Origin of the sequence: Novacetimonas pomaceti (genome assembly GCF_003207955.1) — a bacterium.
GTDB classification, from domain to species: Bacteria; Pseudomonadota; Alphaproteobacteria; order Acetobacterales; family Acetobacteraceae; genus Novacetimonas; species Novacetimonas pomaceti.
This window is the reverse complement of record NZ_NOXG01000034.1, coordinates 1-15,188: the sequence shown is the minus strand read 5'-3', so window position 1 is coordinate 15,188 and position 15,188 is coordinate 1. Positions and strand designations below refer to the sequence as shown.

The following is a 15,188-nucleotide window of genomic DNA, read 5'->3' as shown; positions in this document are numbered from 1 at the left end:
ACGCGCATATTTCACCTGGCTTTCAACCTGGCCTTTCTCCCATCCTGCCGCCGGCGTGCAGGCCTGCGGTTCAACCAGATAATGGGCGCACATCTGTAAAAAACGCCGGTTATAGTCCCGCGCCCGGCCAACAAAAACCGTTTCCACCGCAGTCTTCATATTATCGTAAATGCCCCGCTGGCATGCACCCCCGAAGAACGCAAAGCCCCGGTCATGCGCGTCAAACACCATTTCCTGCGCCTCGCGCGGATAGGCACGAATGAACATCATCCGGCTGTGGCACAGGCGCATATGCGCGACCTTCACCTTTACCGCCACACCACCCAGAACGACAACCTCATGGCTCCAGTCAAACTGGTAAGCCTCTCCAGGTGCAAAGCTCAGCGGAACATAGGCGGCCCGCCGCCCCGTCTCATGGCGGTCTTCCCACCGTCGGCCATATCGCCTTACGGCATCATAGCTTCCTTCATATCCTTCCTCACGCAGCAGTTCGAACAGACGGATGAGGCTCAGCCGTTCGCGGGCCGGACGCGCCACGTTCTCCTCAAGAAGAGCGCACAATCTTCCCTCCCATGGACCAATCCGGGGAAGAGGCTGTCGTTCTCGGTGATAGTCAAAAGATGTCTGTCCCGACCGGATCACCTTGCGTACCGTCTGCCGCGATATCCCAAGGTCCCGGCAGATCGCCTTGATCGCCTTTCCTTCGACAAAATGCGCGCGACGGATCTTTCCAATTGTTTCCACAACAAGCATCCCAAACCGGGCCTCCATTCAGCATGAAGGCCATCGTGAACCCGTTTCTCAGAAAGGGGTCGTTTTTGACTGCCTGTCCCCCTTCCAAAGGGGTCACTTTTCCATGCCGCTTAACAACCGATAATCCTTAGCGTATATCTGTGCCCGTTTTATGTACCGATCCCAATCATGACATCACAATTAGAGTAAGGTGGGATTGAACTGTTCCAGAATACCCCCTGGATGCAAAGCAAATTTGCATCGAAGGTTCTTGTTCAATTATCGGGTCAACCCATTGGAGATGAACAGAAACTGATAGCCTCGTGGACGAATTCCTTGCTCTTAATTTTCTTGATACAACACAAACAACATCTCCTCTATCTGCTCACGCACATTGACCGCTCAAGTCTATCCACAATCTATTTTGTAGATTATTGCATTGTTTGTATGGAATATGATCGAATAAATTTCTGTCGAATATATGGAAGCCATTTGTCATGTCCGATTATCCTTATCTGGCTCACTGGAAAGAAGAAATCAGCCGAAGCCCGAATGCGATGTATCTGACACTCGTTGATGCGCTGGCACTTTCCATCCGCAAAGGCGATCTGAGAGAAGGCGATAGACTGCCGCCCCAGAGAACCATCGCAAGCCATATCGGAACCAACCTGACAACCGTGACGCGCGCCTTTACCGAGGCCCATCGTCGGGGTCTGATTGACGCAACAGTTGGTCGGGGTACCTTTGTTCGTGTTGGCGCAGGGGAAAGTCATTGGCGTCATACCGGTCCCGCCGTGGTTGACCTGACCATGAACCTGCCGCCCATCCCGCAGGACCCGCCCCTTCAACGCGTTATCCAGAACGATATTACGGCCATCCTGAAGCAGCAGGATCTGAACAGCCTGATGTCTTACCGGGTAACGGGTGGCACACTGGAAGAACGCCAACTCGGCGCGAAATGGATCGCGCCCGTCATCGGCCAGCGCCGAACGGATGAAATCCTTGTCTCGCCCGGTGCACAGAGCGCTCTGGCGGCAATCGTCAGCACTCATACCCAACCCGGCGATGTTATTGTCACTGACCGCATTGCCTATCCCGGTATCCGGACCATAGCAGCGCAGTTTGACCTTATTCTGGTCGGTGTGGACAGCGACATGGAAGGCATGATGCCAGACCAGCTTGATCGGGTCTGTGCCGAACATCATCCCCGCTTACTCTACTGCATTCCAACCATCCACAATCCCAGCACGGCCACGATGTCCCTGCAAAGACGCGAGGACATCCTGAAGGTCGCCCAGCACCATCATCTGCATATCGCCGAGGACGACCCTTACAGCCTGCTGATGGACAATCCGCTACCGGCGCTGGCGGCCCTCGACCATAGCCGTGTCAGCTACGTGGCTACCCTTGCCAAGACGCTCAGTCCGGGCCTACGCACGGCCTATGTTGCCCTGCCGAATACTGACATGACTCGACGGGTAACAGCGGCTATTCGAGCTATCGCGCTCACCAATGCCGGCCTGCTCAGTGCGCTGACGGCGCGGTGGATGCAGACGGAACAGGCGCACACGATCCTCCACTCGATCCAGAAGGAACTGCGCCTGCGCCAGTCGATCGCCCGCAGGGTGTTGGGGGAAAGACACTGTATGAACCCCGACGGACCGCATGTCTGGCTGAAACTGCCAGACTGGTGGGGCAGCGCGGATTTTGTCGCCTACGCCCGCAGGCGGGGACTGGCGCTGGTTCCCAGCACCGTTTTCACCATCAGTGGCGAACCCCCGCAGCGCGCGCGGATTGCACTAGGCAGCGCTCCAGATGCGGCGAGCCTTGAAGAATCTCTGCATGGCGTGATGTCTGTCCTGCAGCACAAACGCTCCCCCGGTTTTGCCGATATTGTGTGATCTCGCCGCTACACCGTGAATCGGCGCAACCTACTGATTCGACGGTGAATCTGTGCATTCATAGAAAACAAGGCCTCTGAGGTTTTCACAAATGCGTGATTTAAGTATCAAGCAAAAACAATGAGTTATTTATATACCCCATCATTGTCTGGCATTTTATCATTTATTGTCTTCTTTCGTCCGCCTTAAATGGCTTCCTATTTGTCTCTTTGTTTTTTTTGTACCCAAAAAGGTATCCATACAAAATTTTGTAGTTGGCGCATTCCATGTCACGTTTTCTCCCGGTGTTGCGGTCGCCCCGGCATCTCGCCAGAGACCGCACTACATGGAGATACATCATGCCGAAAGTCGAACACACTCCGTACAAAGATGGCGATTGCTTCGTCAATTATGAAAACAAGGTCTTTGAGGACGTCAAAGCCAAACCCGGCGAAAAAGCCCTTATCACCTTCCATACTGTGGCCAATGAAGGGTCGGTCGGGTTCGTCAACCTGCTGCAGGCTACCCGCCTGATCCGCAAAGGTTTCGAGACGTCGGTGCTGCTGTATGGCCCGGGTGTGACCCTTGGTGTGCAGCGCGGCTTTCCCCGCCTGGGCGACGAAGCCTTTCCGGGCCACATGAATTGCAACAAGCAGATCGCGAAAATCCTCGAAGAGGGCGGCAAAGTCTATGCCTGCCGCTTCGCGCTTCAGGCCCTTTACGGCTACGGCGAGCAGAACCTGATCCCCGGCATCACGCCGATCAACCCGCAGGACGTGCTCGACATTATCCTCCTTGCGCGTCGTGACAACGCTTTCATCCTCAATACCTGGACTCTCTAAAGGCCAAAGGAAGGACCGCAAGCCATGTCACGTATCGTTCGCGCTGCTGCCATCCAGATCAGTCCCGTCCTCGGCGATGACGGTTTGGGGACAGCCCGGAAAGTCTGTCAGGCCATCCGTGAAGCCGCCGAAAAAGGTGTGAAGCTGGCGGTCTTTCCTGAAACCTTCGTGCCCTATTACCCCTACTTCTCGTTCATCCAGCCAGCTTTCCGTTTCGGCGGCGAACATCTGGAACTTTATGAACGCGCCGTCATCATTCCAGGTCCGGTGACGGACATGGTTGCCGAAACCGCACGTGATACCGGCATGGTCGTCGTGCTGGGCGTGAATGAGCGGGATTTTGGCACACTCTATAACACGCAGATCGTCTTCGACGCGACAGGTGAGATCCTTCTCAAGCGTCGCAAGATCACCCCGACTTATCATGAGCGCATGGTCTGGGGGCAGGGCGATGGCGCTGGTCTCAAGGTTGTTGAAAGTGCTGTCGGCCGCATCGGGGCGCTGGCCTGCTGGGAGCATTACAACCCCTTGGCGCGCTACGCGCTGATGACACAGCATGAAGAAATCCACTGCGCCCAGTTTCCCGGTTCACTGGTGGGGCAGATCTTCGCCGATCAGATGGAAGTCACCATCCGTCATCACGCTCTGGAATCCGGCTGTTTCGTTGTGAATGCCACGGGTTGGCTGACGGAAGATCAGATCAAGGATATTGCGCGAGACCCTGCACTTGAAGGGCCGCTGCGAGGAGGCTGCTTTACCGCCATCGTCTCTCCCGAAGGTAAGCTTCTGGCCCCGCCTTTGACGGAAGGTGAGGGGATGGTGATTGCCGATCTTGATTTCGCTCTTATCACCAAGCGCAAACGGATGATGGACTCTGTAGGACATTATGCACGACCTGAACTGCTTAGTCTGCTTCAGGATCGGCGGCCTGCCCGTACCGTTCATTACGTTGGTGAAGCCGATCCGGTTTCCACATCTACAGATGAGGCTGCGTCATGACCATTCCGACGCTCGGTACACTTTCTGGTCGCAAGCTCGTTACCGATCTCCAGTCCTTTGGACTGCAGATCGGCGAGCAGACCGGCGGCATTGCCCGCAAGGGAGGCGCTGGTCCTTCGGATCACAAGACGATCACCATTGCGGGCCAGACCGTCATGGTTCCGGTCTATACGTCTGGCGCGCAGCATTCACCGTTTCAGGCCAGCCCGCCAGACCAGCACGGGACCAGCATGCTGCTACGCGATGGGCGGGCAGTAGGTACGATCCATTTCCCGGCTGCCCCGCGCTTTTACGGGCTGAGCACGACAGACGGTATTCCCTACTGGAAGATCGCGCTACTGCATGGCCGTGACACGCTGGCGACCACGGTGCACCAGACCTGCATCCGCTATGCCGACCGGCGCACATCCTGCCAGTTTTGCGCCATTGGCCAATCGCTGGAGGCGGACCGGACGATCGCTTACAAGACACCGGCGCAGCTTGCCGAAGTTGCCAAAGCTGCTGTGGAACTGGACGGCGTGCGCGACATGGTGCTGACGACCGGCACGCCCAATGTGGTTGATCGGGGTGCTGCCGTGCTGGCGGAGTCAGCGCGTGCCATCAAGGCGGCGGTGGATCTGCCGCTTCAGGTTCAGTGCGAGCCGCCACGTGATCACGGCTGGTTCCAGCGTTTGCGGGAAGCCGGAGCCGATAGTCTGGGTATGCATCTCGAAGCCGCTACGCAGGTAGTGCGTGAGAAGATCATGCCCGGCAAGGCCACGGTCAGCGTCGATCGCTACATGGACGCTTTCGCCAGCGCCGTGCCGATCTTCGGTCGTGGGCAGGTCAATACCTACATTCTGGCCGGTCTTGGCGACAGCACCGAGGACATTCTTGCTCTCGCCGAGCGTCTGATTGCGCTCGGGGTCTATCCCTTCGTGGTGCCGTTTGTGCCCATTTCCGGCACTCCGCTGGAAAATCATGTTCCGCCTTCAGCCGAGTTTATGAAATCCGTGCTGGCACCGCTTGGGCGAATGCTCCGGGAAGCGAACATGAAATCCACCGATATCCGGGCCGGGTGTGGTCGTTGTGGCGCCTGTTCCTCGCTTTCGGCGTACGAACAATGAGCACGATCCTCGAAGGCATGGAAGACCGGCCGTTCATTCCGACGGAATATGTTGTGCGCCTTGCCCGCACGCCATGGGAGCGTGCCGGTTATCATGCGCTCCGCCGTGAAGTGTTCTGCAGTGAACAGCATGTTTTTGCAGAGGATGACCGCGACGCGATTGATGAGGTCGCCATTCCCATCATCGCCGCCTGCTGCATGGCGGGGATGCCGGACCGGATCGTGGGAACAGTGCGCATTCACGAAGCAGAGCCCGGTGTGTGGCGCGGTTCCCGGTTGGCCGTGCATGCTGATCACCGCAAGCTGGGGCGGATCGGGGCGGAACTCATCCGCATGGCCGTCAGTACGGCACACGGCCTGGGGGCTACACGGTTTTTGGCCCAGGTGCAGGAACAGAATGTGCTGTTCTTCCGTCGCCTGCACTGGAAAAGTCTCGGCGTCATTACGCTGCATGGCCTGCCGCATCACGACATGGAGGCTGATCTGTCACGCTATCCGGCGCACGGTCTGGATCAGACCTGGCTGCTGCGTCCGCAACCCCGGATACGACAGGTGGCGTGATGACACATGAACTCACCACACTCCTGCGCACGCTCCGTATGGGGCGCTCTCTTGCGGCTAAGCAGGACATTGCAGAAGTTAGCGCGATTTTAGGGACAGGCGCCAAAGCTGTCCGTCTTGGCGATGACTGCGCCGCGATCCCGGATGGCGATGGCTATCTCCTGCTGGCCAGTGAGGGCTTTCAGGACAGCTTTGTCCGCTCAATGCCATGGTTTGCCGGGTATTGCGGCGTGATGGTCAATGTCAGCGACATCGCGGCGATGGGCGGCCGTCCCGTGGCGGTGGTGGATGCTTTGTGGAGCGATACGTCCGAGGCGGCCGCGTCCATTCTGACCGGTCTGCATGAAGGTGCGCGCACCTATGGCGTGCCGGTTGTTGGTGGACACACCAACATGCGCAGCACCCATAATTCGCTGTCGGTGGCGATCCTTGGCCGTGCCCGTCATCTGCTGACCAGTTTCGATGCCCGACCGGGCGAAGTCCTGATCGCCGCCATCGACCTGCGCGGCCGCTGGCACGACCCGCACCCGTTCTGGGATGCCAGTTCCGCACTGTGTCATACTGAGGGGGCGGCACGCCTTCGAGATGATCTCGATCTCTTGCCCGGCATTGCCGAGGACGGGTTGAGCCGCGCTGCCAAGGATATCAGCATGGCCGGACTGCTGGGCACCGCGCTCATGCTGGCCGAATGTTCGGGTATCGGCATGACCATCACGCTCGATGACATTCCACGTCCCGACGATGCACCAATGGAACGCTGGCTGTCCGCATTCCCCAGCTATGGCTATCTGCTGACGGCGCGTCCCGAGGATGCCCGGGCAATTATCGCACGTTTTCAGGCACGCGGGATCACTGCCGCCATCATCGGACAGTGCGATATGACACGACGCCTTGATATCATATGGGACGGGGAGAAAGAAACCTTCTGGGATCTCGCCCGGACGCCGCTCATGGGGTTTGTGTCATGAGTCTGTCCATTGGCATCCTGACCCATTCGACCAATCCGCGCGGTGGTGTGGTGCACGGCATGGCGCTGGCGGAAGCCCTGCGTGACGCGGGCCATGACGCAACGCTGATTGCGCCGGACGTGACAGGGGCCGGTTTCTTCCGCACGCCCCGCTGCGCCACAAACTGCATCCCGGCCGTGCCTGAGACCGACCTGCCAACGCTGGTGGAACGCCGCATTGGCGAGATCAGGGACGCCCTGCGTGGGCAGCATTTTGACGTGCTGCATGCGCAGGACCCGATCAGCGCCAATGCACTGGCCGAACTGGTGGAAGAGGGACGGATACCGGGCTTTGCCCGCACGGTCCACCATCTTGACCATTTCACGCACCCAGTCCTTGCCGCGCGGCAGGAACGGGGGATCAGGGCGGCGGCCGAACTGTTTACCGTCAGCACAATGTGGGAAGATGTCCTGCGCAACGACCATGGCCGCGAAGCCCCGGTCGTGGGCAACGGGGTTGATCCCGTGCGCTTTTCGCCCGTAGAAACCGCGCACGATGCCACGTTGCGGGCGCGGTATCATCTGCCTGCCGATCGTCACCTGATCCTGTCCGTGGGCGGGATCGAGCGGCGCAAGAACACGCTGCAATTGCTCGACGCATTTCTGGCCCTTCGCTGCGAACAGCCTGATGTGCATCTGGTTGTGGCGGGCGGGGCCTCACTGCTGGATCATTCTGCTTACCGCAATCGATTCATGGCGCGTCTGCGCGAAAGCGGTGCGGCCGATCATGTCACCATCACCGGGCCGGTTGCGGATGAAGACATGCCTTCATTCTATCGGCAGGCGGACCTGCTGGCCTATCCATCCGTAACCGAGGGGTTCGGGTTGTGCCCGCTGGAAGCCCTGGCTTGCGGCACGCCTGTTATTGTGCCGGCAATCGCACCTTTCACGGAGCATTTTTCGGCAACGGATGCGCTGTGGTGCCAACCGGCGCACCCCGACACCTTGTTCATGGCGTTGCGCGACGCCCTGCGCGTCGAAAACCGTGACCATTTCCGGGTCAGCGGCCCCGCAACCGCCCGCCGTTTCGACTGGGGCCATGTCGCCAGTCGGCACCTCCCCGCATATCGGTGTCTGGCAGCGCGGTCGCGCACCGATGCCATTGCTTCAGGAGTTCTTTCACCATGCCCGAAATGACCTTTCGCGTGCGCTGGCCCGATGGGAAGGAGACTGACTGTTACTCCCCATCGCTGGTCATAAGAGACCACTTCACGACCGGTCAGGATTATCCGGTCCGGGAGTTTCTTGAAAAGGCGGACACCGCCCTGACGGACGCCAGCGAGCGGGTTCGCGCCCGCTACGGCTTCCCATGCAGCCGCGCCCTTGGCCAGCTTCAGGCCATAAGGCAGACCGGTGCGCCTTTTCTAAACCAGTCCGATGCGCAGGTGCGCATCCTGTCTTTCAGCTATTGAGACGAAAAGAACGACCATGACACAGAACGAGAAAAGCATCCCCGTTATCATCGTGGGCGGCGGACAGGCCGGGCTCTCCATGAGCTGGTATCTCTGCCGCGAGAAAGTGGAGCACATCGTCTTTGAGGCAAAGACGGCCTGCCATTCGTGGGACGATGAACGCTGGGACAATTTTTGCCTGGTCACACCCAACTGGCAGTGCGAACTTCCCGGTCATCCCTACAAGGGGAAAGACCCGCACGGCTTCATGGTGAAGCAGGAAATTATTGACTACGTGAAGGGCTTTGTCGCCTCCTTCAATCCGCCCCTGCGCGAGCACACAGCCGTTACCTCCATCACCCGCCATGAAGGTGGTGGCTATCGCGTGGTGGCAGGTGGTGAGACGTGGCACGCGAAGCATGTGGTCATCGCATCGGGCGCGTATCAGGATGCGGTGATCCCCGGTTACGCCAGCGCGATCGACCCTGCCATCCATCAGGTTCACTCGCAGGATTACCGCAATGCCGCCCAGTTGCCTGAAGGGGCAGTCCTGGTCGTGGGCAGCGGTCAGTCCGGTGCGCAGATCGTCGAGGACCTGTTTCTTGAAAAACGCAAGGTCCACCTTTGCGTCGGCTCCGCTCCGCGTGTCTCGCGCTTCTACCGTGGCCGCGACGTGGTGGACTGGCTTGCGGATATGCACTTCTACGATCTGACGGTGGATAATCACCCCCTGCGTGATGGCGCACGCGACAAGACCAATCATTACGTCACGGGCCGAAATGGCGGGCATGACCTTGATCTGCGACTGTTTGCAAAGGAAGGCGTGGGCCTGCACGGCACGCTGGAGACCATCCGTGACGAAGTGGCGCACTTCGCGCCGGATCTTGCGGAAAACCTTGATGATGCGGACAGGACCAATGCCGACATCAAGAAATCCATCGACACCTACATCGCCCGTGAAGGGATCACGGCCCCGACCGAAGCCCCTTATGTGCCGGTCTGGGAGCCTGATGGCAGCAACGCTCCGCTGGACCTGAAGGCCGCCGAGATCACCTCGATCCTCTGGTGCATCGGTTTCCGTCCGAACTATCGCTGGATCGACGTGCCGGTCTTCAACGGAGCCAACAAGCCGGTCTGGCATCGCGGCGTGACCGATGCGCCGGGCTTCTACTTCCTCGGCCTGCCATGGCTGCACACCTGGGGATCGGGACGGTTCTCAGGCGTTTCGCGCGATGCCGCGTGGCTGGCCAGCCAGATCACCGGCAAAGACGTGCCTGTAGCCTGAACGGAGTAAACGCCATGCTTCCATGGACAACATATGAGGCGATGCACGATGCGGCGTTGAATCAGCCAGAGCCGTTCTGGCTGGAGGCGGCGCAACGCATCACATGGAAGCAGGCACCCATGACCGCATGCAGGACGCGGGCGGATGGCTGGCATGACTGGTTTCCTGACGCCACGCTCAATACCTGCCACAACGCCGTGGACCGGCATGTTGAAAATGGTCGCGGTGAACAGGCGGCATTGATCTGGCATTCCTGCGCCACGAAGGAACGGCAGGTGGTAACCTACCGGGAACTGCAGGGCAGGGTAGCCGGGTTTGCCGGTGGCCTGCGCTCGCTCGGGGTGGGGAAAGGCGACCGCGTCCTGATCGCCATGCCGACCATGATCGAGACAGCCATAGCCATGTTGGCATGCGCGCGGATAGGGGCTGTGCATGTTGTGGTTTTCGCCGGTTATGCCGGACCGGAGTTGGCACGACGGATTGATGATGTGGCTCCGAAAGTCATTATCATGGCCAGTTGCAGCTTTCAGGGCCAGACGCCTATTCCCTCTGCCCCTGCTCTGAATGATGCACTTGCTTTAGCAGCGTACCGGCCACAGGCCTGCGTGATTGTGCAACGCGCAGCATGTCAGACATCATTCATGCCACTGCGGGATCATGATTTCCATACGCTGGAACAGTCCGCACCGGCAGAACCGGTCACGTTGCGCTCCGAAGATCCCCTGTATATTCTTCACACGTCCGGCACGACAGGTCATCCGAAGGGCATTGTGCGTGACAATGGTGGCCACGCTGTCGCTCTCGCCCTGTCCATGGATCTGATCTACGGCTGCAAACCCGGTGACACCTTCTTCACGACATCGGATCTGGGCTGGGTGGTTGGCCATTCCTACGGCGTCTATGCGCCGCTGATCAGCGGCTGCACCAGCGTGATCGTGGAAGGCGGCGCATCGGCTTCCGCCATCCGCGCGCTTTGCCATGAGCATGACGTGAAATGCCTGTTCACCACACCAACACAGATGCGCCTCATGCGGCAGGAAAGCCGCAACCTGTCAGGAGCGATCCTACCAACTCCTGCCCGCATCTTCGTGGCCGGAGAATATGCGGACCCGACATTGCTGGAGTGGGCACGATCCTATTTTTGCAAACCCGTGGTCAATCACTGGTGGCAGACTGAAACCGGGTGGAGCATCACCGCCCATTTCTTTGGCCTGCCCGAGCGCGATCCGGTCCCGCTCATGAATGACATTGGGCGGCCCGCACCGGGTTTCCGTCCGGAAATCGTGCCGTCCATACCCGGTGAACAGTGCGGGGAAATTGTCCTCTCCCTGCCGCTGCCACCCGGCTGCCTGGCTGGCGTATGGAAGGATGGAGCGATCCGTGTTCCTGCCGCCTATCTTGATGAAACGAACCGGTATTATCGTACCTTCGACGAAGGCATGATCGAGGCCAGCCGCGCCGTGCATATGCTCGGGCGTTCCGACGATGTCATAAAGGTCGCAGGACGACGGATTTCGGGTGTGCAGATCGAAAAGATCATTGCCGCCCATCCGGCTGTTCATGCCTGTGCCGTAGTAGCCTCTCCCGATGAACTGAGAGGGCAGCGACCTGTCGCCTATGTAGTACCTAACTCCGGTGTAAAAGTCATACCTTCTTCCGAGGAAATGATCGGACGGGTCAATCAGGCACTCGGTCGCTGGATTGGTCTTAAGGAAGTCCACTTCGTCAGACATCTGCCCACGACTGTCTCAGGAAAGATCACGCGGAAACGCCTGTTGGTATCTTAACGTTATCAGTCTCGTATAAGATCATTTTTATGAAAAAATGGCGAACTCATACCAGACAATCCGAAGACTCTGCACTTATCAATATGTCATGGTTGAAGGATTATTAGAAAGATGACTGTATGATAACCAAAGACGTTTCCAAAACCAAAACGGAACAGATATACACGCCTATCAGGCAGTGCGAATATTATAACAATAAAACCGTCTGACAGTCTGTCATTTATGGAAATTTTACGTTTCTTATAAATGCGGCTGGATCACGATTTGGGGAATTACCCATGCAACCATCTCACGATATCGCGCTGCTTCTGGCACGCTTCCAGTTCGCCTTTACCGTAGGCGTTCATATTGTTTTTCCCGCCTTCTCAATCGGACTGGCTGCCTATCTGGCCGTGCTGGAAGGATTATGGCTTAAAACCAGGCGGTCAGCTTATCTCGACCTCTACCGATACTGGATCAAGATATTCTCGATCGTCTTTGGCATGGGCGTCGTCTCCGGGCTGGTCATGTCGTATGAATTCGGCACGAACTGGTCGGTCTTCTCCCGGAAAGCCGGCCCTATTACAGGTGTTCTCCTATCGTATGAAGTCATGACAGCCTTCTTTCTCGAGGCGGGCTTCCTCGGGGTCATGCTCTTTGGCATGAACAAAGTAGGACGCGGCCTGCATTATGCAGCAACATGCTGTGTCTCGGTCGGTACACTCATCTCGATGACATGGATCCTAGCGTCAAACTCATGGATGCAGACGCCACAAGGATACACAATTGATGCTGCTACCGGTCGCTTCATACCCGCAGACTGGCTTGCCATTATTTTTAATCCCTCTTTTCCTTTCCGGCTTGTGCATATGGGTCTGGCGGCCTTTCTTTCGGTTGCCTTTATAGTAGGAGCGACAGGGGCGTGGCATCTGCTCAAGGCACGCCGTGCGGGCACACAGGCGAGCGAACCGGTGCGCCTGATGTTTTCCATGGCAATGTGGATGGCTGCCTTCGTTGCCCCGCTACAGGTCCTCGCCGGTGACGCCCATGGGCTGAACACGCTCAAATACCAGCCGGTCAAGATTGCCGCGATGGAAGGGGATTGGGAATCAGAAGCGCGTGCCCCGGAACTGCTGTTCGGTATTCCCAACATGAAAACCGAACATACGGATTATGCTATCAGGCTGCCGCTGGCCGGGTCACTCATCCTGACACATAGCCTGAATGGTAAAGTACCGGGCATGAAGGATTTCCCGCGTGACCAGCGGCCGCCTTCTCCCGTGATCTTCTTTTCCTTCCGCATCATGATCGCGCTGGCGATGCTGATGGTTCTTGTCGGGTTCTGGTCGCTCTGGTTAAGGCGCAGAGGAACCCTGTTTAGCAGTCCAGGATTTCATCGGGTCGCCGTATGCATGGCGCCCACCGGTTTCATCGCATTGTTGTGCGGCTGGGTTACGACCGAGGTCGGCCGTCAGCCCTGGACCGTCTACGGTCTGCTCAGGACATCCGACAGTGTTTCCCCAATCGCCCTGTCCAATATGGCGCTGACGATGACCGTCTTTGTTGTGGTCTACGTAATCGTATTCGGATCAGGGATCGGCATTCTGGGCCGCCTGCTGGCACGCGCGCCACAAGAAGGTGAACATGAAACCAGCCCCTCTCATGCCCCGAATATTCTGGCCACAAGCACTCATCCCAAAGTCATCAATCCCTCTTCTGGCGAAGGAGCCTGAACATGATGGACGTCGCATACTGGCTTCCGATCATATGGGCCGTTATTCTGGTCGCTGCGATCACCATCTATGTCATCCTTGATGGCTTTGACCTTGGCATTGGAATGCTGTTCGCCGTAGAGCGGCATGAAGCCCGCAGGGATGTGATGGTCAACACCATCGCCCCTGTATGGGATGGGAACGAAACGTGGATGGTCCTTGGCGGTGCTACGCTCTATGGGGTCTTTCCTGGGGCCTATTCAACACTACTCCCTGCGTTCTACCTGCCGATCGTGCTCATGCTGGTTGCCCTGATCTTCCGTGGTGTGGCCTTTGAATTTCGTATCATGACACGCGGCACTGGACGCGAAAAACTGTGGGACGCTGGCTTCATGGCAGGATCGGGCATCGCGGCCTTCTGTCAGGGCGCAATCCTTGGAGGGGTCGTCCAGGGAATCAAGGTCGTGGACGGGGCTTTTGTTGGCGGTTCACTGGATTGGCTAACCCCATTCAGCGTGCTGTGCGGAGTGGCCGTCATGTGCGGTTATGCCCTACTGGGTGCAACCTGGCTTATCTGGCGTACGACCGATGTGCTGGAAGCCTCCTGCCGGAAATGGGCGAAGCTGCTGGCGATCGGGCTGTTTGTATGTATCGTAGCTGTCAGCCTGTGGACGCCCATGTTGCACGCACCCTACCTGCGGCGCTGGACCGAGTGGCCAAATATCGCATTTGTCGCACCTGTTCCCCTTCTGGTAATCGCACTGGGTTTTCTGCTGACCATCGGTCTGCGCCGTGGACATTCCAAAGGACCTTTCCTGTGTGCTCTCGGATGGTTCTTTCTCTGCCTGTCCGGCCTCGGGATTACGGTGTGGCCATATGCTGTTCCACCCGAGTTGACGCTGTGGGATGTATCATCTCCCCCTTCCAGTCAGTTTTTCCAACTGGTCGGCACCGTCATCTTGTTGCCGATCATCCTGACCTACACGGTTTACTCCTATCGCGTGTTCCGCGGAAAGGTAACGGAAGCAGATGGCTATCATTGAAATCGTACAAGGCAATGGGGACAACGCGCCCCGGCGACTTAGCCAGCGTATCGGCTGGTTCATCGGCATCTGGGCGCTTAGCACAGTAGCGTTATTCGTAAGTGCCTCGCTTGTTCACCTGATCGTACCAAAATGACTAAACCTGTGGTTGTTTTGACAACCACAGGTTCATTTTTCAACATTGATTATACCCTCTCGAACCTCACCCCAAGTGCTTATTAAACCGATTAGCTGCAATCTTTTCCCTGATTTCAGGCCGCCGGAAATAGATCGGCATTCCACAACGCAATGGGCGACCGTCCCGAACCACAACAAACGCTTCATCCACCCGCGCATCATTGAGCAACTCTTCACGGCGGATCAGGGGACGACTAATTTCGTGGTAGCTGGTGTTCGTACCGCGTGAGCGGTTGCCGGCTTCCCACCCCTTTCCCGACGTGCCGGAATTACTACCTTCGGATGTCGCCATGACGCCATACTGACCAAAGGTTTCTTCTAGTTCCTTTGCCGTATCGAGGTCAGAGATCGCAACATATGTCCGATGCGCGGCCGCCTCGTACCATGCCCGCTTTCCCTCGCGCCCCCATTGTTCTTCAAGCTGGCCGACCGACTGGTAAAGTAGCCTCAGAGTGATGCCATATTTCCGGCCTGCATCCCGCGCCGTTGCCATGATTCGCATCCGCCCAAGACGAGCAACCTCATCCAACAGGAAAAGAACCCGATTCTGGATGTTGCCATCTGCCTCATAAACGTAAGCATCCGACGAGGCTTGCAGTTACCCACAAATCTGCTGTTCTTGAATTTTGTGCTTGATGCAGATGAATCTGTTGTGATTCCTTTTCTGTCACCTTTATGCAGGCGGGGTG

The 15,188-nt window shown here is 57.7% G+C and carries 15 protein-coding genes; 13 read left to right on the top strand and 2 right to left on the bottom strand.

Annotated features, from left to right (window positions below; all coding sequences use genetic code 11):
- A partial coding sequence (gene istA, locus CFR71_RS14040; RefSeq protein WP_110531971.1) for an IS21 family transposase occupies window positions 1–753 on the bottom strand: 753 nt, incomplete at its 3' end.
- 476 nt (window positions 754–1,229) lie between these two features.
- Between istA and CFR71_RS14035 the strand changes: the two genes are divergently transcribed.
- The 13 genes from CFR71_RS14035 (at window position 1,230) to CFR71_RS13975 (ending at window position 14,458) form a co-directional block, all read left to right on the top strand.
- Complete coding sequence (locus CFR71_RS14035) at window positions 1,230–2,633, top strand: aminotransferase-like domain-containing protein (protein ID WP_025440016.1); 1,404 nt, start codon at window positions 1,230–1,232, stop codon at window positions 2,631–2,633.
- Between the two features lie 338 nt (window positions 2,634–2,971).
- Window positions 2,972–3,454: an MSMEG_0572/Sll0783 family nitrogen starvation response protein gene (locus CFR71_RS14030; RefSeq protein WP_025440015.1), complete on the top strand. Its 483-nt coding sequence runs from the start codon at window positions 2,972–2,974 to the stop codon at window positions 3,452–3,454.
- Window positions 3,455–3,478: 24 nt separating this feature from the next.
- Window positions 3,479–4,453 (top strand): Nit6803 family nitrilase, encoded by a 975-nt coding sequence (locus tag CFR71_RS14025; protein ID WP_025440014.1) that lies wholly within the window; start codon window positions 3,479–3,481, stop codon window positions 4,451–4,453.
- On the top strand, window positions 4,450–5,559 hold the full coding sequence (locus CFR71_RS14020; protein ID WP_025440013.1) for an MSMEG_0568 family radical SAM protein: 1,110 nt from the start codon (window positions 4,450–4,452) through the stop codon (window positions 5,557–5,559). The genes CFR71_RS14025 and CFR71_RS14020 overlap by 4 nt, the downstream gene beginning before the upstream one ends.
- Window positions 5,556–6,119, top strand: a complete 564-nt coding sequence (locus CFR71_RS14015) for an MSMEG_0567/Sll0786 family nitrogen starvation N-acetyltransferase (protein WP_025440012.1) — start codon at window positions 5,556–5,558, stop codon at window positions 6,117–6,119. Before CFR71_RS14020 ends, CFR71_RS14015 begins: the two co-directional genes overlap by 4 nt.
- A complete protein-coding gene (locus CFR71_RS14010; protein WP_025440011.1) occupies window positions 6,116–7,087 on the top strand; it encodes a sll0787 family AIR synthase-like protein in 972 nt (323 codons plus the stop codon). The genes CFR71_RS14015 and CFR71_RS14010 overlap by 4 nt, the downstream gene beginning before the upstream one ends.
- The gene (locus tag CFR71_RS14005) at window positions 7,084–8,262 is read left to right on the top strand and encodes an MSMEG_0565 family glycosyltransferase (RefSeq protein ID WP_025440010.1); all 1,179 of its coding nucleotides are present in this window, start codon (window positions 7,084–7,086) and stop codon (window positions 8,260–8,262) included. The genes CFR71_RS14010 and CFR71_RS14005 overlap by 4 nt, the downstream gene beginning before the upstream one ends.
- Window positions 8,250–8,537: an MSMEG_0570 family nitrogen starvation response protein gene (locus CFR71_RS14000; RefSeq protein ID WP_010515873.1), complete on the top strand. Its 288-nt coding sequence runs from the start codon at window positions 8,250–8,252 to the stop codon at window positions 8,535–8,537. Before CFR71_RS14005 ends, CFR71_RS14000 begins: the two co-directional genes overlap by 13 nt.
- Window positions 8,538–8,553: 16 nt before the next feature.
- Window positions 8,554–9,801 (top strand): MSMEG_0569 family flavin-dependent oxidoreductase, encoded by a 1,248-nt coding sequence (locus CFR71_RS13995; RefSeq protein ID WP_025440009.1) that lies wholly within the window; start codon window positions 8,554–8,556, stop codon window positions 9,799–9,801.
- Window positions 9,802–9,815: 14 nt separating this feature from the next.
- Window positions 9,816–11,588, top strand: coding sequence for an AMP-binding protein (locus CFR71_RS13990; protein ID WP_025440008.1), 1,773 nt, complete (start codon window positions 9,816–9,818; stop codon window positions 11,586–11,588).
- Between the two features lie 278 nt (window positions 11,589–11,866).
- Entirely contained in the window at window positions 11,867–13,300 is a 1,434-nt protein-coding gene (locus CFR71_RS13985; RefSeq protein WP_006115551.1) for a cytochrome ubiquinol oxidase subunit I, read from the top strand.
- 2 nt (window positions 13,301–13,302) lie between these two features.
- Window positions 13,303–14,322 (top strand): cytochrome d ubiquinol oxidase subunit II, encoded by a 1,020-nt coding sequence (gene cydB / locus CFR71_RS13980; protein ID WP_006115550.1) that lies wholly within the window; start codon window positions 13,303–13,305, stop codon window positions 14,320–14,322.
- On the top strand, window positions 14,309–14,458 hold the full coding sequence (locus CFR71_RS13975; RefSeq protein WP_007397858.1) for a DUF2474 domain-containing protein: 150 nt from the start codon (window positions 14,309–14,311) through the stop codon (window positions 14,456–14,458). Before cydB ends, CFR71_RS13975 begins: the two co-directional genes overlap by 14 nt.
- Window positions 14,459–14,524: 66 nt before the next feature.
- Here CFR71_RS13975 and CFR71_RS13970 read toward each other — a convergent pair whose 3' ends face one another.
- On the bottom strand, window positions 14,525–15,097 hold the full coding sequence (locus tag CFR71_RS13970) for a type IV secretory system conjugative DNA transfer family protein (RefSeq protein WP_264986399.1): 573 nt from the start codon (window positions 15,095–15,097) through the stop codon (window positions 14,525–14,527).
- Window positions 15,098–15,188 lie beyond the last annotated feature (91 nt).

Bases quoted from the DNA above. Each gene is read 5' to 3' on its own strand.
- CFR71_RS14035 (WP_025440016.1), top strand. From the start codon at position 1,230: ATGTCCGATTATCCTTATCTGGCTCACTGGAAAGAAGAAATCAGCCGA.
- CFR71_RS14030 (WP_025440015.1), top strand. From the start codon at position 2,972: ATGCCGAAAGTCGAACACACTCCGTACAAAGATGGCGATTGCTTCGTC.
- CFR71_RS14025 (WP_025440014.1), top strand. From the start codon at position 3,479: ATGTCACGTATCGTTCGCGCTGCTGCCATCCAGATCAGTCCCGTCCTC.
- CFR71_RS14020 (WP_025440013.1), top strand. From the start codon at position 4,450: ATGACCATTCCGACGCTCGGTACACTTTCTGGTCGCAAGCTCGTTACC.
- CFR71_RS14015 (WP_025440012.1), top strand. From the start codon at position 5,556: ATGAGCACGATCCTCGAAGGCATGGAAGACCGGCCGTTCATTCCGACG.
- CFR71_RS14005 (WP_025440010.1), top strand. From the start codon at position 7,084: ATGAGTCTGTCCATTGGCATCCTGACCCATTCGACCAATCCGCGCGGT.
- CFR71_RS14000 (WP_010515873.1), top strand. From the start codon at position 8,250: ATGCCCGAAATGACCTTTCGCGTGCGCTGGCCCGATGGGAAGGAGACT.
- CFR71_RS13995 (WP_025440009.1), top strand. From the start codon at position 8,554: ATGACACAGAACGAGAAAAGCATCCCCGTTATCATCGTGGGCGGCGGA.
- CFR71_RS13990 (WP_025440008.1), top strand. From the start codon at position 9,816: ATGCTTCCATGGACAACATATGAGGCGATGCACGATGCGGCGTTGAAT.
- CFR71_RS13985 (WP_006115551.1), top strand. From the start codon at position 11,867: ATGCAACCATCTCACGATATCGCGCTGCTTCTGGCACGCTTCCAGTTC.
- cydB (WP_006115550.1), top strand. From the start codon at position 13,303: ATGATGGACGTCGCATACTGGCTTCCGATCATATGGGCCGTTATTCTG.
- CFR71_RS13975 (WP_007397858.1), top strand. From the start codon at position 14,309: ATGGCTATCATTGAAATCGTACAAGGCAATGGGGACAACGCGCCCCGG.